General features: G+C 71.7%; 12 protein-coding genes. 5 read left to right on the top strand and 7 right to left on the bottom strand.

The annotated features are described in order from the left end of the window. Positions 1 to 8 precede the first annotated feature (8 nt). Positions 9 to 611: a GNAT family N-acetyltransferase gene (locus tag ACFQ9Z_RS25730; RefSeq protein WP_383023036.1), complete on the bottom strand. Its 603-nt coding sequence runs from the start codon at positions 609 to 611 to the stop codon at positions 9 to 11. Between the two features lie 253 nt (positions 612 to 864). Between ACFQ9Z_RS25730 and secA the strand changes: the two genes are divergently transcribed. Next, on the top strand, positions 865 to 3675 hold the full coding sequence (secA, locus tag ACFQ9Z_RS25725; RefSeq protein ID WP_383023032.1) for a preprotein translocase subunit SecA: 2811 nt from the start codon (positions 865 to 867) through the stop codon (positions 3673 to 3675). 149 nt (positions 3676 to 3824) lie between these two features. Here the strand turns inward: secA and ACFQ9Z_RS25720 are convergent, their stop codons facing one another. After that, entirely contained in the window at positions 3825 to 4310 is a 486-nt protein-coding gene (locus ACFQ9Z_RS25720; protein ID WP_383023029.1) for an Rv3235 family protein, read from the bottom strand. Between the two features lie 290 nt (positions 4311 to 4600). On the opposite strand from ACFQ9Z_RS25720, the gene ACFQ9Z_RS25715 reads away from it, so the two are divergent. Beyond that, positions 4601 to 5113, top strand: a complete 513-nt coding sequence (locus ACFQ9Z_RS25715) for a DUF6912 family protein (RefSeq protein ID WP_383023027.1) — start codon at positions 4601 to 4603, stop codon at positions 5111 to 5113. A gap of 117 nt (positions 5114 to 5230) precedes the next feature. Next, entirely contained in the window at positions 5231 to 5896 is a 666-nt protein-coding gene (locus tag ACFQ9Z_RS25710) for an HAD family hydrolase (RefSeq protein ID WP_383023025.1), read from the top strand. A gap of 53 nt (positions 5897 to 5949) precedes the next feature. On the opposite strand, the gene ACFQ9Z_RS25705 is transcribed toward ACFQ9Z_RS25710, so the two are convergent. Then, positions 5950 to 6516: a DJ-1/PfpI family protein gene (locus ACFQ9Z_RS25705; protein ID WP_143638321.1), complete on the bottom strand. Its 567-nt coding sequence runs from the start codon at positions 6514 to 6516 to the stop codon at positions 5950 to 5952. A gap of 641 nt (positions 6517 to 7157) precedes the next feature. Between ACFQ9Z_RS25705 and ACFQ9Z_RS25700 the strand changes: the two genes are divergently transcribed. Together ACFQ9Z_RS25700 and ACFQ9Z_RS25695 are read left to right on the top strand one after the other, a co-directional pair. Then, complete coding sequence (locus tag ACFQ9Z_RS25700; protein ID WP_383023022.1) at positions 7158 to 12107, top strand: NAD-glutamate dehydrogenase; 4950 nt, start codon at positions 7158 to 7160, stop codon at positions 12105 to 12107. 175 nt (positions 12108 to 12282) lie between these two features. Beyond that, positions 12283 to 13776 carry a hypothetical protein gene (locus tag ACFQ9Z_RS25695; RefSeq protein ID WP_383023091.1) on the top strand — a complete coding sequence of 498 codons (1494 nt, stop codon included), beginning with the start codon at positions 12283 to 12285 and terminating at the stop codon, positions 13774 to 13776. A 469-nt stretch (positions 13777 to 14245) separates the two neighbouring features. Here ACFQ9Z_RS25695 and ACFQ9Z_RS25690 read toward each other — a convergent pair whose 3' ends face one another. The 4 genes from ACFQ9Z_RS25690 to ACFQ9Z_RS25675 all read right to left on the bottom strand — a co-directional run bounded on the left by ACFQ9Z_RS25690 (position 14246) and on the right by ACFQ9Z_RS25675 (position 20017). Continuing rightward, complete coding sequence (locus tag ACFQ9Z_RS25690; protein WP_383023019.1) at positions 14246 to 15910, bottom strand: glycosyltransferase family 2 protein; 1665 nt, start codon at positions 15908 to 15910, stop codon at positions 14246 to 14248. Next, positions 15907 to 18102 (bottom strand): CDP-glycerol glycerophosphotransferase family protein, encoded by a 2196-nt coding sequence (locus ACFQ9Z_RS25685; protein WP_383023017.1) that lies wholly within the window; start codon positions 18100 to 18102, stop codon positions 15907 to 15909. Before ACFQ9Z_RS25685 ends, ACFQ9Z_RS25690 begins: the two co-directional genes overlap by 4 nt. 153 nt (positions 18103 to 18255) lie before the next feature. Then, complete coding sequence (locus ACFQ9Z_RS25680) at positions 18256 to 19116, bottom strand: ABC transporter ATP-binding protein (RefSeq protein WP_383023014.1); 861 nt, start codon at positions 19114 to 19116, stop codon at positions 18256 to 18258. After that, positions 19109 to 20017, bottom strand: coding sequence for an ABC transporter permease (locus ACFQ9Z_RS25675; RefSeq protein WP_383023012.1), 909 nt, complete (start codon positions 20015 to 20017; stop codon positions 19109 to 19111). Before ACFQ9Z_RS25675 ends, ACFQ9Z_RS25680 begins: the two co-directional genes overlap by 8 nt. Positions 20018 to 20086 lie beyond the last annotated feature (69 nt).

The following is a 20086-nucleotide window of genomic DNA, read 5'->3' as shown; positions in this document are numbered from 1 at the left end:
GGGAGCGGTCAGCTGCGCGCGGGCAGGTAGGGCGCCGTCGACGGCAGGCCGAGGTCCGAGGGGAGCAGGGAGCCCACCCAGCAGTCGCGGCGCACCCCCTTGTTGTTGACGCCCGAGCGCAGGGTGCCCTCGACGGTGAACCCGGCGCGCTCGGCGACCGCGCGCGAGGCGACGTTGCCGACCTCCGCGCGCCACTCCAGGCGGTCGACGGACAGGGCGGTGAAGGCCCAGTGGGCGGCGGCCAGCGTGGCCTCGCCGACGTAGCCGCGGCCGCGGTGCTCCTCGACGGCCCAGAAACCGACCTCGCCGACGCCCAGCGCGCGCATCGTGATGCCGAGCATGCCCGCCAGTTCCGCTCCGCCCGGTCCCTCTCCGCCCGGCGCCTCTCCGCGGAGGAAGAGGCCGAAGGTGTACGTGGAGTCGCCGGCCCATCCGTCGGGCACCATCTGCCCGGTGAAGGCCTCGGCGTGCTCGCGCAGATAGGGGGAGGGGAACTGGGAGATCCAGCGCTGCATGACCGGATCCTGTGCGGCCCGGTACACCGCCTCGGTGTCGTCGGGACCGACCGTGCGCAGCAGGAGACGGTCGGTGGTGAGCGTGACGGGTTCCATCAGCAGATTCTGTGCGGAGCGCCCGCGCCACGCCAGGGTTTTTGACCCTGTGTGAGCGGACGGTCGCATTTCGCGCAAATCCCTGCCGCCATGCGGCACTATCCGCAGTGGCCGTCCGTTGTCCACGGTGAAGCAGCCGTGGCGTCGCCAGGCCTCCCGGCGCGGCCGGGTCCTCGCATACCATGGCCGTTGCTCAGTACGTCAGAAGGAAAACCGACCGTCCCAGGCCCGACCGGCAAGGAGACCAGCCCCCGTGTCCGTCCTCTCGAAGATCATGCGTGCAGGCGAAGGCAAGATCCTGCGCAAGCTGCACCGCATCGCGGACCAGGTCAACTCCATCGAAGAGGACTTCGTCGACCTCTCCGACGCCGAGCTGCGTGGCCTCACCGAGGAGTACAAGCAGCGGTACGCCGATGGTGAGAGCCTGGACGACCTCCTCCCGGAGGCGTTCGCCACCGTCCGCGAGGCGGCCAAGCGCGTCCTCGGCCAGCGGCACTACGACGTGCAGCTGATGGGCGGCGCCGCGCTCCACCTCGGTTACGTGGCGGAGATGAAGACCGGTGAGGGCAAGACCCTCGTCGGCACGCTGCCCGCGTACCTGAACGCGCTGTCCGGTGACGGCGTCCACCTCATCACGGTCAACGACTACCTGGCCGATCGCGACTCCGAGATGATGGGCCGCGTCCACAAGTTCCTCGGTCTCAGTGTCGGCTGCATCCTCGCCAACATGACGCCGGCCCAGCGCCGCGAGCAGTACGCGTGCGACATCACCTACGGCACGAACAACGAGTTCGGCTTCGACTACCTGCGCGACAACATGGCGTGGTCCAAGGACGAACTCGTCCAGCGCGGCCACAACTTCGCCATCGTCGACGAGGTCGACTCCATCCTCGTCGACGAGGCCCGTACGCCGCTGATCATCTCCGGCCCGGCCGACCAGGCCACCAAGTGGTACGGCGACTTCGCCAAGCTCGTCCTGCGCCTCAAGCGCGGCGAGGCCGGGAACCCGCTCAAGGGCCTGGAGGAGACCGGCGACTACGACGTCGACGAGAAGAAGCGCACGGTCGCCATCCACGAGTCCGGTGTCAGCAAGGTCGAGGACTGGCTGGGCATCGACAACCTCTACGAGTCGGTGAACACCCCGCTCGTGGGCTACCTGAACAACGCCATCAAGGCCAAGGAACTCTTCAAGAAGGACAAGGACTACGTCGTCATCGACGGCGAGGTCATGATCGTCGACGAGCACACCGGCCGTATCCTCGCCGGCCGCCGCTACAACGAGGGCATGCACCAGGCGATCGAGGCGAAGGAAGGGGTGGACATCAAGGACGAGAACCAGACGCTCGCCACGATCACCCTGCAGAACTTCTTCCGCCTCTACAACAAGCTCTCCGGCATGACCGGTACGGCGATGACCGAGGCCGCCGAGTTCCACCAGATCTACAAGCTCGGCGTCGTCCCGATCCCGACCAACAAGCCGATGATCCGCCAGGACCAGTCGGACCTGATCTACCGCACCGAGGTGGCCAAGTTCGAGGCGGTCGTCGACGACATCGCCGAGAAGCACGAGAAGGGCCAGCCGATCCTCGTCGGCACGACGTCGGTCGAGAAGTCGGAGTACCTGTCCCAGCAGCTCAGCAAGCGCGGCATCCAGCACGAGGTGCTGAACGCCAAGCACCACGAGCGTGAGGCGTCGATCGTGGCGCAGGCGGGCCGCAGGGGCGCCGTGACCGTGGCCACCAACATGGCCGGCCGTGGTACGGACATCAAGCTCGGCGGCAACCCGGAGGACCTCGCCGAGGCGGAGCTGCGGCAGCGCGGCCTCGACCCCGAGGAGCACATCGAGGAGTGGGCGCACGCCCTGCCCGCCGCCCTGGAGAAGGCCGGGCAGGCGGTCAAGGCGGAGAAGGAAGAGGTCGAGGAGCTCGGCGGCCTCTACGTGCTGGGCACCGAGCGGCACGAGTCGCGCCGCATCGACAACCAGCTGCGCGGCCGTTCCGGCCGGCAGGGCGACCCCGGCGAGTCCCGCTTCTACCTCTCCCTGGGTGACGACCTGATGCGGCTGTTCAAGGCGCAGATGGTCGAGCGCGTGATGTCGATGGCGAACGTGCCGGACGACGTGCCGATCGAGAACAAGATGGTCACCCGCGCGATCGCGTCCGCGCAGTCGCAGGTCGAGCAGCAGAACTTCGAGACCCGCAAGAACGTCCTGAAGTACGACGAGGTGCTCAACCGGCAGCGCGAGGTCATCTACGGCGAGCGCCGCCGCGTCCTGGAGGGCGAGGACCTGCAGGAGCAGGTCCAGCACTTCATGGACGACACGATCGACGCCTACGTAGCCGCGGAGACCGCCGAGGGCTTCCCCGAGGACTGGGACCTGGACCGCCTGTGGGGCGCCTTCAAGCAGCTCTACCCGGTGAAGATCACCGTCGAGGAGCTGGAGGACGCGGCCGGTGACCGGGCCGGTCTGACCGCCGAGTTCATCTCCGAGTCCATCAAGGACGACATCCACGAGCAGTACGCCTCCCGCGAGGCGCAGCTCGGCTCCGAGATCATGCGTGAGCTGGAGCGGCGGGTCGTGCTGTCGGTCCTGGACCGCAAGTGGCGTGAGCACCTCTACGAGATGGACTACCTCCAGGAGGGCATCGGCCTGCGCGCGATGGCCCAGAAGGACCCGCTGGTCGAGTACCAGCGCGAGGGCTTCGACATGTTCACCGCGATGATGGAGGGCATCAAGGAGGAGTCCGTCGGCTACCTGTTCAACCTGGAGGTCCAGGTCGAGCAGCAGGTCGAGGAGGTGCCGGTCGAGGCGGCCGAGCCGGTCGCGGACGGTGTCCAGGACCATGTGCCGGCGCAGGCGGGCGCGCGTCCGGAGATCAGGGCCAAGGGCCTGGACGTTCCGCAGCGGCGGGAACTGCACTTCTCCGCGCCGACCGTGGACGGTGAGGGCGGCATCCTGGAGCGGGACCTCGAGGACGACGAGCCCGTTCGTTCCGAGTCCGACGGGCTGACGCGGGCGGAGCGGCGTCGGCAGGCCAAGGGCGGGCGGCGTCGCAAGAAGTAGGGGCTCCCCGCGGGGCTTCAGCCGGTGGCTTAGGGGCCAGGTTCCTTCGGGAGCCTGGCCCCTTGGTCTTGGGTGTCCGGGGTTCGTCGGGAGGTGGGGCCCCACCGCCCGCGCGTAGGCAGGCGTGGCAGGCGTGGCTGAGCGGCGGGTCAGTCCCTCGGGGCGGTGCGGGGCCGGGGGCCGAGTTCCACCGCTGTGCAGCGCCAGCGGTGGTCCGGGCCCTGCTCCAGGCGGAAGGCCATGGCGCGGAGGTGGTTGCCTGCGGCGATGCGGGCGAAGACCTCCAGGGCGCCGGTGCGCGGGACGTAGTAGCCGATGTCGCGGACGACGGGACGGGTGCCGCGGGTGCGCAGAGGTCCCCGTTCGGCCAGGCGGGCGAGCTCGTCGTAGGCGCGTCCCGCGGTGTGCCGGAGCATCCAGTGCACGGGCCGCTGGCCGCTGAGGACGGCCAGCAGGCGGTCGGCGAAGAGGTCGGTGGGGCGGGGCTGCGCCACGGCCGTCACCGGCGCCGTGGCGGCCCGGCCCCGGACCGGGTTGCGGGGCGGCGCGCCGCCCGGGCGGCGGGAGTCGTGGCGGGTCGGAGGGCGGTGGCGCGGGCGGGGCTGGGCGGTGCCTCGGCTCATGACCTTGTTCATGGGTGTCCCCGTTCTGCGGGCCCGGAGCGTACCGGGCGGTAACTCGCTGGTGTGGACCTTGTACGGGGGCAGAGGCCGACGCCGCAAGGAAGGCGGGGTGCGTGGCGGGGGCCGCGTAAGTTCACCTATCCGAGTGGTGAGGACTCCCGAAATCCCCGGGGACAGGCGGTGGGACCGGGTGAGGCGCGGGGTGCCGGGTGGACGCCGTCGGGGGTGTGGACGGGAACTCGAAAGGGGACGGACGCACGTATCCTGAAGGCCCGTCGGTGACCAGGAAAGAGCGGCCAGCCATGCGCGTCTACGTCCCCCTGACCCTCCCCGGGCTCGCCGAGGCGCACAAGACGGGTGAGCTGGGGAGCGACCACTTCGTGGCGTACGGCGTCACGCCCGCGCTGCGAGAGTGGTACGTCTCCGACGACATCGAGGAGCTGGAGTACGCGGCGCTCAGCCGGGCCGCGCTTGCCTCGCTGCGGCTGCTGGCGGCCGATCCGGACGCCGAACGGCGCCGGGTCGTGGTCGCCGTCGACGTGGCCGACGGCGCCGCCGCGGCGGACCCCGACCGGGGGCTGGATCCGGCCGCACTGGGCGAGGTGACGGTGACCGGTCCCGTGCCGCTGGCCAAGGCGGCCGCGGTGCACGTCGACGCGGGTGACGCGGAGGAGGACGTGACGGCGGCCGCGGCGGCGCTCGAGGCGGCCGACAGCGGGGACGACGACGCGCAGTTCGTCGTGGACGGCGCCGAGGACCACGAGCTGCTCTGGTACGCGACCCAGGAGATCCCCGGGCTGGTGGACCGCGCCTAGGGGCCTGTTTGCGAAAGCCGGCCTCCGCCGTGCGACGCCCGGCTCGCCCGGGCCTCGGCCCCGCCGTCCGTGCCCGGCCCGTCCCCATTGTCAGTGGGGGCGGGTACGGTCTTGCACATGGGGATGCATGCAAGCGCGCACATCGTCTGGGACTGGAACGGAACCCTCTTCCACGACAATGACGCGATCATCGGGGCGACGAACGCGGCCTTCGCCGAGCTGGGGCTGGCGCCGATCACGCTGGAGCAGTACCGGGCGCTGTACTGCGTGCCGGTGCCGAAGTTCTACGAGCGGCTGCTCGGGCGGCTGCCCACGGACGCCGAGTGGGAGCTGATGGACGGCGTCTTCCACCGGTACTACACGGAGCACCGGGTGCGCTGCGGCCTGACCGAGGGGGCGGCCGAGCTGCTGGCCGGCTGGCGGTCCGGCGGGAACAGCCAGTCGCTGCTGAGCATGTACGGCCACGAGGAACTGGTGCCGCTGGTGCGGGGCCTGGGCATCGAGGCGCACTTCCTGCGGGTCGACGGGCGCACGGGACCGTCCGGCGGCAGCAAGGCCGAGCACATGGAGCGGCACCTGCGGGCGCTGACCGGGGTGCGGCCCACGCGAACCGTGGTGATCGGCGACGCGGCGGACGACGCGGTGGCCGCGCGGCACGTGGGAGCGCGGGCCGTGCTCTACACCGGCGGATCGCACAGCAGGGCCAGCCTGGAGGAAGCCGGGGTCCCGGTGGTGGACACGCTGGCCGAGGCGGTCGCCGAGGCGCATCGAATAGCGGCCTGAGCGCGGCCCGGGCGGAGCCGGGGGGGCGCCCCGCGCTGCCGCGGGGCGGGCCGTCACGTCACCGGGGCCTTGGTCCTCAGCACGGCGAGGAACTCCCGCATCCAGGTCGGGTGGTCCGGCCAGGCGCGGGCCGAGACCAGGGTGCCGTCGACCACCGTCTCGGTGTCCTCGAAGTGCGCCCCGGCGGCCTGCATGTCGAGTTCCAGGGCGGGATAGGCGGTGACCCTGCGGCCGCTGAGGCTGTCGACGGCGGCGGTGAGCAGGGGCCCGTGGCAGATCTGCGCGACCGGCTTGTCCGCGTCGAAGAACGCCTTGAGGATCTTGCGCAGTTCCGGGTCGTTGCGCAGGTACTCCGGGGCACGGCCGCCGGGGATGACCAGGGCCGCGTACTGACCGGGGTCGACCTCGGCGAAGGCGAGGTCGGCGGGCCAGGTGTAGCCGGGTTTCTCGGTGTAGGTGTCGAAGCCGGGCTCGAAGTCGTGGACGACGAACCGGAGCGTCTTGCGGGTGGGGGCCGCGATGTGGACGTCGTAGCCCTCCTCGCGCAGGCGCTGGTACGGGTAGAGGACTTCCAGGGACTCCGCTGCGTCGCCGGTGACGACGAGGATCTTCGCGGACATGTCGGCTCCTCCCGGGGCACGGCCCCCACTGCACGGGGACGGGCGCTGTCCTGGGCAACGTGCCCGCAGACGGCGCGCTTGCCAAGAGGGCCCGTCGTTTTCAGGGTGCGGCCCACCGCACCGTGACGCGAGCCGGTACCCCCGGCAGGCATCCGCCGGACCCGTGCCCGTGTCAGGCCCCGCCGCCGGATACGTCACCCGTCCTCGGCCCACCCCTGTGCAGAACGTCAAACTTCACCCCTCGGTTTTGTACACATACGGCTCATGACGACCCCCGGGGAAGGAGCGATAGCCTTGTGGCGTGATCAGCGCGATAACTCGCGGGGGCGACGCTGCCCCTGCCCCGCGCCCGGGTTGCACGGAGCACCTCCGTGGCCGGGCGGCGGTCGCTGGTCTTCGCGGACGGGGCGGGGGCGCCGAAGCCCCCGGGGCGCCGACGGCGGCCTACGAACCGGCGGCGCCGAGAGCGGCGTCACATCCGGTGGGCGTGTCGAAAATGGCCGAATACCCCCCGCTCTTCTCACCTCGCGGCATAGCGTCGGATCGGACCGGACACCCCGGGCCGTGGCGTCGAGCCGGAGGGAAAGAGACCGTATTTCCTTCTACGTCACGCAACGGCGCGCGACAGGAGCCAGAGGACAATGCAGACCAAGCTGGACGAAGCCAAGGCCGAGCTGCTCGAACGGGCGGCCCGGGTAGCTGAGAACAGTCCGGTCGGGGGGCACCTACCGACCGGGACGACGGCGACGGGCGAGGGCACCGTCGGCATGCCCGACAGCGAAGCCGTGCACGCGTTCCTCCAGCGCTACTACCTGCACACCGCCCCGGAAGACCTCACCGACCGCGACCCGGTCGACGTCTTCGGCGCCGCGGTCTCGCACTACCGGCTCGCCGAGAACCGGCCGCAGGGCACCGCCAACGTCCGGGTGCACACGCCGACGGTGGAGGAGAACGGCTGGACCTGCAGCCACACCGTCGTGGAGGTCGTCACCGACGACATGCCCTTCCTCGTCGACTCGGTCACCAACGAGCTGACCCGTCAGGGCCGCGGCATCCACGTCGTCATCCACCCGCAGTTCGTCGTCCGCCGCGACCTCACCGGCAAGCTGATCGAGGTCCTGCCGACCTCGCCCACCGACGACCTCCCGCACGACGCGCACATCGAGTCCTGGATCCACGTCGAGATCGACCGGGAGACCGACCGCGCCGACCTGAAGCAGATCACCGCCGACCTGCTGCGCGTCCTGTCCGACGTCCGCGAGGCCGTCGAGGACTGGGAGAAGATGCGCGACGCGGCCGGCCGGATCGCCGACGGCCTGGAGAGCGAGCCGCTGCCCGGTGACCTGCCGGGCGCCGAGGCCGAGGAGGCCCGCGAGCTGCTGCGCTGGCTCTCCGCCGACCACTTCACCTTCCTCGGCTTCCGCGAGTACGAGCTGCGCGGCGACGACTGCCTGGCCGCCGTGCCCGGCACCGGTCTCGGCATACTGCGCGCCGACCCGCACCACTCCGAGGACGACCAGCACCCGGTCAGCCCCTCCTTCGAGCGGCTGCCCGCGGACGCCCGCGCCAAGGCCCGCGAGCACAAGCTGCTGGTGCTGACCAAGGCCAACAGCCGTGCGACCGTGCACCGGCCGTCGTACCTGGACTACATCGGCGTCAAGAAGTTCGACGCGGACGGCAACGTGGTCGGCGAGCGCCGCTTCCTCGGCCTGTTCTCCTCCGCCGCCTACACCGAGTCGGTCCGCCGGGTCCCGGTCATCCGGCGCAAGGTCGCCGAGGTCCTGCAGCGCGCCGGCTTCTCGCCGGAGAGCCACGACGGCCGCGACCTGCTCCAGATCCTGGAGACCTACCCGCGCGACGAGCTGTTCCAGACCCCGGTGGCGGAACTGCAGTCCATCGCGACGAGCGTCCTGTACCTGCAGGAGCGCCGCCGCCTGCGGCTGTACCTGCGGCAGGACGAGTACGGCCGCTACTACTCGGCCCTCGTCTACCTCCCGCGCGACCGCTACACCACCGGCGTCCGGCTGCGGATCATCGACATCCTGAAGGAGGAGCTCGGCGGCATCAGCGTCGACTTCACCGCCTGGAACACCGAGTCGATCCTGTCCCGGCTGCACTTCGTCGTCCGCGTCCCCGCGGGCACCGAGCTGCCCCAGCTCTCGGACGCGGACAAGGAGCGCATCGAGGCCCGGCTGGTCGAGGCCGCCCGCTCCTGGGCGGACGCGTTCGCCGAGGCGCTCACCGCCGAGCTGGGCGAGGAGCGCGCCGCCGAGCTGCTGCGCCGCTACACCAACGCCTTCACCGAGGGCTACAAGGCCGACCACAGCCCGCGCGCCGCGGTCGCCGACCTGGTCCACCTGGAGCGGCTCAGCGAGGAGAAGGGCCACAACTTCTCCCTCAGCCTGTACGAGCCGGTCGGCGCCGCCCCCGACGAGCGCCGCTTCAAGATCTACCGCAAGGGCGGCTCGGTCTCCCTGTCCGCGGTGCTGCCGGTGCTCCAGCGGCTCGGCGTCGAGGTCGTGGACGAGCGGCCGTACGAGCTGCGCTGCGCCGACCGCACCACCGCCTGGATCTACGACTTCGGCCTGCGCATGCCCAAGTCGCCGGCCGGCACCGACCACTTCGGCGACGACGCCCGCGAGCGCATCCAGGAGGCCTTCGCCGCCACCTGGACGGGCAAGGCGGAGAACGACGGGTTCAACGCCCTCGTGCTGAGCGCCGGGCTGACCTGGCGGCAGGCCATGGTGCTGCGCGCGTACGCGAAGTACCTGCGGCAGGCCGGCTCCACCTTCAGCCAGGACTACATGGAGGACACCCTCCGCGACAACGTCCACACCACCCGGCTGCTCGTCTCCCTGTTCGAGGCGCGGATGTCCCCGGACCGGCAGAAGGCCGGATCGGAGATCACCGACGCGCTGCTGGAGGAGCTGGACGCGGCCCTGGACCAGGTGGCGAGCCTCGACGAGGACCGCATCCTGCGGTCCTTCCTGACCGTCATCAAGGCCACCCTGCGCACTAACTTCTTCCAGGCGGCGCACGGCGGCGAGCCGCACGACTACGTCTCCATGAAGTTCGACCCGCAGGCCATCCCGGACCTGCCGGCGCCGCGCCCGGCGTACGAGATCTGGGTGTACTCGCCGCGGGTCGAGGGCGTGCACCTGCGCTTCGGCAAGGTCGCCCGCGGCGGCCTGCGCTGGTCCGACCGCCGTGAGGACTTCCGCACCGAGATCCTCGGCCTGGTCAAGGCGCAGATGGTGAAGAACACCGTCATCGTGCCGGTCGGAGCCAAGGGCGGCTTCGTCGCCAAGCAGCTCCCGGACCCGAGCGTGGACCGGGACGCGTGGCTGGCCGAGGGCATCGCCAGCTACAAGACGTTCATCTCGGCGCTGCTCGACATCACCGACAACATGGTGGCCGGCGAGGTCGTCCCGCCGCAGGACGTCGTACGGCACGACGGCGACGACACCTACCTGGTGGTCGCGGCCGACAAGGGCACGGCCACCTTCTCGGACATCGCCAACGAGGTCGCCGGCAAGTACAGCTTCTGGCTCGGCGACGCCTTCGCCTCCGGCGGCTCGGCCGGTTACGACCACAAGGGCATGGGCATCACCGCGCGCGGCGCCTGGGAGTCCGTGAAGCGGCACTTCCGCGAGCTGGGCGTGGACACCCAGAGCGAGGACTTCACGGTCGTCGGTATCGGCGACATGTCCGGTGACGTGTTCGGCAACGGCATGCTGCTGTCCGAGCACATCCGCCTGGTCGCGGCCTTCGACCACCGGCACATCTTCATCGACCCGAACCCGGACGCGGCCACCTCCTACGCCGAGCGCCGCCGCCTGTTCGAGCTGCCCCGCTCGAGCTGGGCCGACTACGACACCCAGCTGCTGTCCGCGGGCGGCGGGATCTTCCCGCGCACCGCCAAGGCGATCACGCTCAACGCGCACATCCGCCAGGCCCTGGGCATCGAGGAGAAGGTCTCCAAGATGACCCCGGCCGACCTGATGAAGGCGATCCTGCACAGCCCGGTCGACCTGCTGTGGAACGGCGGCATCGGCACGTACGTGAAGTCGTCGGCCGAGTCGAACGCCGACGTCGGCGACAAGGCCAACGACGCCATTCGCGTCGACGGCAGCGACCTGCGCGTCAAGGTCGTGGGCGAGGGCGGCAACCTGGGCCTGACCCAGCTCGGCCGCATCGAGTTCGCCCTGCAGGGCGGGCGGATCAACACCGACGCGATCGACAACAGCGCCGGCGTGGACACCTCCGACCACGAGGTGAACATCAAGATCCTGTTGAACGGACTGGTCGCCGACGGCGACATGACCGTCAAGCAGCGCAACAAGCTGCTCGCCGAGATGACCGACGAGGTCGGCACGCTGGTGCTGCGCAACAACTACGCGCAGAACACGGCGATCGCCAACGCCCTCGCCCAGTCCAAGGACATGCTGCACGCGCAGCAGCGGTTCATCCGCCACCTGGTCCGCGAGGGGCACCTCGACCGGGCGCTGGAGTTCCTGCCCACCGACCGCCAGATCCGCGAGCGCCTCACCCAGGGCCAGGGCCTGACCGGCCCGGAGACGGCCGTGCTGCTGGCGTACACGAAGATCACGGTCGCCGAGGAACTGCTGCACACCTCGCTGCCCGACGACCCGTACCTGCGCACCCTGCTGCACGCCTACTTCCCGACGGCGCTGCGCGAGCGGTTCCCGGACGGCATCGACAGCCACCCGCTGCACCGCGAGATCACCACGACCGTGCTGGTCAACGACACGGTCAACACGGGCGGTACGACGTACCTGCACCGGCTGCGCGAGGAGACCGGGGCCTCGCTCGAGGAGATCGTCCGCGCCCAGACCGCGGCCCGCGCGATCTTCTGCTCGGCGCCGGTGTGGGACGCGGTCGAGGAGCTGGACAACAAGGTCGAGGCAGCCGTCCAGACCCGCATCCGGCTGCACTCGCGCCGCCTGGTCGAGCGCGGCACGCGCTGGCTGCTGAACAACCGGCCGCAGCCGCTGCAGCTCGCCGAGACGGTGGAGTTCTTCGCCGAGCGGGTCGAGCAGGTCTGGCAGCAGCTGCCGAAGCTGCTGCGCGGCGCGGACCAGGACTGGTACCAGCACGTGTTCGACGAGCTGTCCGCCGCCGGGGTCCCGGACGAGCTGGCCACCCGCGTGGCCGGATTCTCCTCCGCCTTCCCGGCGCTCGACATCGTCTCGGTGGCCGACCGCACGGGCAAGGAGCCGCTGGACGTCGCCGACGTCTACTACGACCTCGCCGACCGGCTGGGCATCACCCAGCTCATGGACCGCATCATCGAACTGCCGCGCAACGACCGCTGGCAGTCGATGGCCCGTGCGGCGATCCGCGAGGACCTGTACGCGGCGCACGCCGCGCTGACGGCGGACGTCCTGGCCGTCGGCGACGGCACCGCCACGCCGGAGCAGCGCTTCGAGCTGTGGGAGCAGAAGAACGCCGCCCTGCTCTCCCGCGCTCGCACCACCCTGGTGGAGATCCGCGGCTCCGACGAGTTCGACCTCGCCAACCTGTCGGTGGCGATGCGGACGATGCGGACGCTGCTGCGCTCGCACTCGTGACCGCGCCGGCGGCCGAAGCCGTACGGCTGTGAGGACGCCCCGGGCCGGTCCAGGCCCGGGGCGCTTCGCTTCTCCAATCCGGGGCGAATGCCCCGTTTCGGATCGATCGGGGCGTTTCCGGTAGGGTCGCGCTGTGACAGCGACCTCACCGAGGACCGCCCGGCAGCGGTCGCGCATGTTGCGTGCCGCGTCGCCCGGCGCCGCGCGGGCCGGGCGGGCGCTGCCCCTGGCCGCCGCGGCGCTCGTGCTGGTCCTGCTGCTCCTGGTGATCGTCCGTCTTCCCTGGGCGGGCGATCTCGGCATGCACGCGGCGACCGTGCAACGGCTGCGGCACAGCCCGCTGCACCCGGGCAACCCGCTGGTCGACGCCGACACGCCGAGTCCGTACTACTCGCCCTGGATGCTGCTGCTGGGCTGTCTGGCCCGGGTGACCGGACTGCCGGTGTTCGACGTGCTGCGGGTCGGCGCGGTCGTCGGGCTGGGGCTGCTGGCCACCGGTGTGTGGCGCTACGTCCGCACCCTCAGCGGCCATCGCGCGGCGCCCGCCCTGGCGTTCCTGAGCCTGGTCCTCCTGTGGGGGCCGCTGCTGTTCAACTGGAGCGGCTTCCTGGGTCTGAACTCGCTGGCGCTGACGGTGTCGTACCCCAGCGTGCTCGCGCTCGGGCTGTCGTTCCACTTCTGGGCGTGGCTCACCCGGGCGCTGCGCACCGGGGCCGGCTGGGGCGGGTGGCTCGGGCTGGGCGCGCTGTGGGCGCTGATCCTGCTGTGCCACCAGTTCACCGGGGTCGTGGCGAGCCTCGGCGCGCTGGCCACGGTGATCGCCGCGCGGCCGGACCGGTCCCGGGCGACGCGGCTGGGTGCGGCCGCCGCCTGCGGGCTGGTGCTGCTGTGGGTGTGGCCGTACTACGACTTCTTCGCCCTGTTCTCCGCGGGCGCCGGTCTCGAGGCGATCCACCGGTCGCTGTACGGGCACCTCGCCGCGCGGTTCGGGCTCGTCCTGCTCGGGGTGGCGGCTCTCGCGGCGCGGTGGCGGCGGGACCGCCGGGATCCCCTGGTGCTGTTCTTCGTGCTCGGCGCGCTGGTGTTCGCGGCGGGCGGGCTGAGCGGGCACTACTCGTGGGGCCGTGCGCTGCCCGCCGCGCTGATCCCGGCCCAGCTCGCGGCCGCGCTGGAGGCCGTGTCGGCGGGGAGGCGGGCGGTGCGGGCCGGGTGGGCCTGTGCGCTGGGCGCCGCGCTGCTGGTGGGTGCGTGGACGCAGGTGGGGACGCTGGGATACGTGACGGGGCGGGACGCGCTGCCGGGCGTGGTCGCGGCGAAGTACCGGGCGCCGTGGGCCGGGTACCACTGGATCACGCCGTGGGTGGGATACGGGGACGTGGTCATGGCCCGGACGACGGCCTCGCGGCAGATCCCGGCGTACGGGGCGTACACGGTGGCCCCTGGGTACCCGGACGTGTTCCTGCCGTCCGCGGGGGAGCGGGCGGATGCGGTGCGGCGGTACTTCTCGGCGGGGGCCGGCTCTGAGGCCGGGGCTGGGGCCTCGGGGCGGCGGGGAGTGCTGCGGGAGTACGGGGTGCGGTGGGTGGTCGGGGGGCGGGGGGATGCGGAGCCGTGGTTGCGGAGGGTGGCTGCGGGGCCTGGGGGGCAGGTGCTGTACGCGGTGCGGTGAGGGGTGTTGGAGCGGGGGGTGCGGTGACCGGTGTTCTGGGGTGCCGGTGACCGGTGTTGTGAGGGTGCCCGGTGCGTAGGCCGGCCGGGGGTGTTTCACTTGCCCGCGCTGGCGGGGTGCCGCTGCGCCCACCCGTGCCGCCCCTGGCGGCACGCATGCCCGCAGCTGCGTGGGCGCGGGTGCCGGTGTGCCCGCCCGTGTCGCCCTTGGCGGCACGCGTGCCCGGAGCTGCGTGGGTGCGGGTGCGCCGCGTCGCCCGGCGCCGCGCGGGCCGGGCGGGCGCTGCCCCTGGCCGCTGGCGGGGTGCCGCTGCGCCCACCCGTGCCGCCCCTGGCGGCACGCGTGCCCGCAGCTGCGTCGGCGCGGGTGCCGGTGTTTCGCTTGCCCCCGCTGGCGGGGTGCCGGTGTGCCCGCCGTGCCGCCCCGGCGGCACGCGTGCCCGAGGCTGCGTGGGTGGTGTCGGGGGTGTCTACTTCAGGATGCTGGAGGCCAGGCGGGCTGCGTTGCGGAGTTTGGGGTGGGCGAGTTTTCGGGTCATGGGTCGGATCACGTGGGCTGTCAGAGTGAGGGGGCGCCAGCGGATCTGGAGGCGGCCGGGGTTGCGGCCCTCGGGTTCGACGGTGATTTCGTGGCTGGTGAGGCCGGAGCGCCGGCTCACGCGGGCCCGCACCGGGGGGAAGTCCAGCGGGGCCAGGAGCAGGCCCGAGTTGGCCAGGCCCTGCTGGGACAGGCGGAGCAGCGGGTGGCGTACGCCGTCGAAGCCCTGGACGGGCAGCGGCGCCGCCGCCAGGTCCAGCCGGACCCGGCCCTCGAAGACGCCCGGCCGCACCGGATCCAGCCGGAACGGGACCGTCAGCCGGCGCCGGCCCGGGCTCAGCAGCAGGCTCGCGCGCTGCGGCCCGACCGGGAGGCGCAGCCCGGGGTCGAACGTGCGGATGGTGAGGTCCAGGGAGGCGCCCGGGCCCGGGGCCAGCTCGGTGATCTCGTGGCGGAACTGGGCGCTGGTGAACGGCCGGGTGTCCAGCTCCAGGTCACGGACGTCCAGTTCCCGGCGGGCCAGGTCGGTCGAGGGCGGCGCGTCGCCCCAGAAGACGGCGCCGGAGGCGTCGGCGGTGACGTGCCGCGGGGCCACGTTGTGGCCGAGGCCGCGCGCCGCCGGCCGGACGTCGGACAGGCGTCCGTCGCGCAGGAGCTGGAGCACCACCCGTTCCGGGCGGGGCAGGCGGACGAACGCGCCGTCCGCCAGGGTGTCCAGGTAGGGGTTCATGATCTGCGCGAACTCCTCGAGCCACGCGTCGTCGCGGTACGGCAGGTCGCCCGCGTACATCCGGAAGTCGTGCTTGAGGAACTTGTAGTCCTTGTCCTCCCGGAGCACCCCGTGCCCGCTCTCGACCAGGAAGTCGTCGATCAGGCGCTGGACGTGCACCCGGTCGCGGACGTTGGAGATCTTGTGCCGCTGGTTGGAGATGGACGCCGCCGACTGTGCGGCGAACGGCTCGATGTACCAGACGTAGACCGGGTCCGGGATGATCGTGAAAGCCTTCGCCAGGCAGTAGGCCTGCGCCGAGAACAACTGGTCCTCGTAGTGGATGCCCTCCGGGAAACGCAGCCCGTGGCGGTCAAGGAACGCCCGCGAGTACATCTTGCTCGTCGACAGGTGCTCGAACAGCAGCCGCGGGTCGTCCTCGATGCCGTCCAGCGTGCGGCGTTCGGAGACCAGGTGCGGCATCCATACGGAGCGGCGCCCGTTGTCCACGCGCACCCGCCGCACCGCGCCCATGACGAAGTCCACCTCGCGCTCGCGGTGCGCGGCGAGCAGCGACTCCACGGCGCGGGGCGGGAGTTCGTCGTCGCTGTCCAGGAACATCAGGTACGGCGCCCGGGCGACCTCGATGGCCCGGTTGCGCGGCGCGCTGCAGCCGCCGCTGTTCTCCGGCAGGCGCAGGTAGCGGATGCGGTGGTCCCGCGCTGCCAGCTCCCGCGCCACGGCGGGCGTGTCGTCGGTGGAGTGGTCGTCGCTGATGACGATCTCGATGTCGGCGTGGGTCTGGGCGCGCAGCGAGGCGACCGCCCGGGGGAGGCGGGCGGCGTCGTTGAAGACGATGACGGTGACCGTGACGTCGGGGAGCGTCATGCGGTGGCCTCCTCGGGGGTCGGGGCGGGCGTGCGTCGCTCCAGCGGGAGCACCGGGGGCAGCGCCTCCTCGGGTTCGCCGAGGAAGACCCGCCGTACGACCCGTTCGGCGGCGCGGCCGTCGTCGTACTCGCAGAACCGGCGCCGGAACGCCGCCCGCGCCTTCGCCGCGCCCTCGTCGCGCCAGGCGCCGGAGGTGAAGATCTCGGTCAGCTCCTCCTGGGTGCGCGCGACCTGGCCCGGGTGTTCGGCCATCAGGTCGAAGTAGACGCCCCGGGTGGTGCGGTACGTCTCCCAGTCGTCGGCGTGGATCACGATCGGCCGGTCCAGGTTGGCGTAGTCGAACATGATCGACGAGTAGTCCGTGACCAGTGCGTCGGCGGCCAGGCACAGCTCCTCGACCGGGTCGTAGGAGGAGACGTCGATGATCCGGCCGGAGCGGCGCAGTCCGGTGAGCGGGGAGGCGGCGCCGCCGTAGAAGTAGTGGGCGCGCACCAGCAGGACCGTGTCGCCGCCGAGCCGGTCGGCCAGAGCGGCGAGGTCGAGCCGGGGGGTGAAGCCGGCCTCGTAGTCGCGGTGGGTGGGGGCGTAGAGGACGGCCTTCGTGCCGGGGGCGATGCCCAGCCGCGCGCGGGCGGCGCGGACCTCCTCGGCCCCGCTCGAGTAGAAGACGTCGTTGCGCGGATAGCCGTGGTCCAGGGACGTGTAGCGGGCCGGGTACGCGCGCTCCCACATCCGGGTGGAGTGGCTGTTGGCGCTGACGCTGTAGTCCCACTTGTCGACGCGGGCCAGCAGGGCGGCGAAGTCCAGGCCCTTGGCGGCGGCCGGGTGGTCCCGCTGGTCCAGGCCCATGCGCTTGAGCGGGGTGCCGTGGTGGGTCTGGAGGTGGATCGCCTCGGGTCGCTTGACCACCGCGTTGGGGAAGTTGACGTTGTTCGTCAGGAACTTGGCGGTGGCCAGCGTCTCCCAGTAGCGGCGGGTGCCGGGGATCACGTGGTCGGTGCCGGGCGGCAGCAGGGCCGCGTTCTCCTTGCTCACCACCCACACCCGGCGGATGTCGGGGGCGAGTTCGGCGAGCCGGGCGGCGATCGCGGCCGGGTTGCAGGCGACCCCGCGTTCCCAGTAGGCGGCGAAGACGGCCAGTTCGGGGTCGACCGGGCGGCTCAGCGCCCTGCGGTACTGCTGGTCGCGCAGGCGCGTGCCCAGTTGGCGCTTGCGCTCCCGTACCGCCTTGCGGGCCGTGCGCCGGGTGCGGTTGGCGGCCTGGAAGGCGCGGTAGCGGGTGTACGCGCCGTCCTCGAGCAGCGTGTGCCGGACGCCTTCGAGGCCGGCCGGCCGGTGGTGGTTCTCGGGGCGCCAGCGGACCGCGGCCAGTGAGGCCCGGCGGAAGAACTCCCGGGCCACCGGGTCGGGCAGGTCCTCCCGGGCGAAGGTGCGCAGCAGGTCGCGGACCATCAGGTCGTACAGCACCGCGCGGACCGCACTGCGCTCCCTGGTGAGCGGGAGCAGCGACTCGTAGCGGTCGATCAGCGCGTACCGGTCCTCGGGGGCGAGCGGCGGCAGGCTCTCGGGCCGCAGCCGGCGGTCGTCGTAGGCGACCTGGTTCAGGCAGGCGACGCGGCCGGCGTGCAGCAGGGCCGCGTAGGCGGCGTACGGCTCGTCGTCGGTGGTGAGCGCCTCCTCGTGCGCCCGCCAGAACTCGGCGCGCAGGGCGCGGGTGCCGAGCAGCGGGGCGAGGCGCAGCAGGTCGGCCGCCTCGTCCAGCGGCAGATCGGCGCGGCCGGCGGCGGCGAGGTGGCGGCCGCCGGAGGAGGGGGCCGCCGAGGTCTTCCAGGTGGTGGTGACGTGGTCGAAGAGGAGCACGTCGACCGTGTCGTCCAGCTCGGCGGCGCGCTCGGCGACCATCCGGGACGCGCCGGCCGGCAGCCCGTCCTTGGCGTGCACGAAGTGCAGCCAGCGGCCGGACGCCCGGGCGGCGCCCGCCGCCCGGGCCGCCGCCTCGCCGGTGCCCGCGGGCAGCGGCACCACGATCGTCTCCGGGGCGTGCTCCTCGGCCGTCTCCCGTGCCCAGTCGCCGACCGCGGCGACGATCACCTCGATGTCCGGCAGCGGGCGGGTCTCCAGTGCGGCCAGCAGCTCGGTCAGGTGCCCCTGGGTGTTCGGCCCGTGGACGATGACGCTGAGGTGGGGCATCGCGGAGGCTCCTTGGGCTCGTCGTCTCTCGGGGCACCTTTCATAACATACTGTCACTATCCGTATGAAAAGGATAACCGCGCCCGGGGTGAGGGGGCCGCGGGATGCGGGCCCCACCGGTGAAACGAGCCTGGGACGCAGGGGTTTCCGTCGCTACACGGTGGCCGCTGCCGCCTTGGGCGCCGCCTTCCTCGCCGGCTTCCGGGCCGGCTTGTCGCTCTTGTCGCCGGTGAAGGCCTCGTACTCCTTGAGGACGTCCTCGGTGGGCCCGTCCATGCGCAGCTCGCCTTGCTCCAGCCACAGCACCCGCTCGCAGGTGTCCCGGATCGACTTGTTGTTGTGGCTGACCAGGAAGACCGTGCCGGCGTGCTTGCGCAGCTCGCGGATGCGGGCCTCGGAGCGCTTCTGGAAGGAGCGGTCGCCGGTCGCCAGGGCCTCGTCGATCAGCAGCACGTCGTGGTCCTTGGCGGCGGCGATGGAGAAGCGCAGCCGGGCCGCCATGCCGGAGGAGTACGTCCGCATCGGAAGGGTGATGAAGTCGCCCTTCTCGTTGATCCCGGAGAAGTCGACGATCTCCTCGTAGCGCTCCTTGACCTCCTCCCGGGACATGCCCATGGCCAGTCCGCCGAGGTGGACGTTGCGTTCGCCGGTGAGGTCGTTCATCAGCGCCGCGTTGACGCCGAGGAGCGAGGGCTGGCCGTCGGTGTAGATGTGCCCGTTCTCCACGGGCAGCAGGCCGGCGACGGCCTTCAGCAGCGTCGACTTGCCCGAGCCGTTGGTGCCGATGAGGCCGATGGCCTCGCCCTTGTAGGCGACGAACGACACCTGCTTGACCGCGTGCACCTTGCGCACGCCCGCCGCCTTCTCGGCCTGCTTGCGCCGCAGGATGCGGTTGAGGGCGGCGGTGGCGGTGCCGCGCCCGGCGCCGGTGCCGTTGACCCGGTAGACGATGTCGACCCGGTCGGCGACGACGGTGGGGATGTTCTCGGTGGTGGTCCCGGTCTGCTCAGCCACGGCCGTACGTCTCCTCAGCCTTCCAGAAGTAGATGAAGCCGCCGACCCCGGCGAGCAGGGCCCAGCCCGTCGCGACCGCCCACACGTGCGGGGGCAGGGTGTGGAAGCTGTCGATCAGCGCGAACCGCATCAGGTCGATGTAGACGGCGGCCGGGTTCAGCTCCAGCAGCACCTTGACGACGTGCGGCAGGTGGTCGCTCGCGTCGATCTTGTCGATGCTCCACATCACGCCGGACACGTACATCCAGGTCCGCAGCACGAAGGGCATCAGCTGGGCGATGTCCGGGGTCTTCGCGCCCATGCGCGCCACCGCCATCGACACCCCGGCGTTGAACGTGAACTGCAGCACCAGGGCGGGGACCGCCAGCACCCAGGACGCGGAGACCGGGACGCCGAAGCAGAGCAGGATGACGACCAGCGCGGCCATCGAGAACAGGAGCTGCTGGAGCTGCTGCAGCGCGAAGGAGATCGGCAGCGCGGCGCGCGGGAAGTGCAGCGCGCGCACCAGGCCGAGGTTGCCGGCGATGGCCCGGGTGCCCGACATGATCGAGCTCTGCGTGAACGTCCAGATGAACACGCCCGTGACCAGGAACGGCACGTAGTCGGGGACGTTGTGCTTGGTGCCGAGCAGCACGCCGAAGATGAAGTAGTAGACCGCCGCGTTCAGCAGCGGGGTCATGACCTGCCAGACCTGGCCGAGCTTCGCCTCGCTGTACTGGGCGGTGAGCTTGGCGGTGGCGAAGGCGGTGATGAAGTGCCGGCGCGCCCAGAGCTGGCGGACGTACGCCGGCAGGGAGGGGCGGGCGCCGCTGACCGACAGGCCGTGCCGTGCGGCCAGCGCCGCGAGGTCGTCCTCGGCCGGGATACGGGTCGGGGGCGGTGTGTGGAGGACCTGACTCACATCCGCTGCTTTCGCTCGGGGGAGGGGGGTGCGTCCGGCGGTCGCCGGGCCTGTGCGGTCCCCGTCCGT

It is taken from the genome of Streptomyces sp. NPDC056580, assembly GCF_042793175.1.
In the GTDB taxonomy this organism is placed as follows: Bacteria; Actinomycetota; Actinomycetes; order Streptomycetales; family Streptomycetaceae; genus Streptomyces.
The sequence above is the reverse complement of the archived record's forward strand: the minus strand, read 5'-3'. Positions and strand labels throughout refer to the sequence as shown.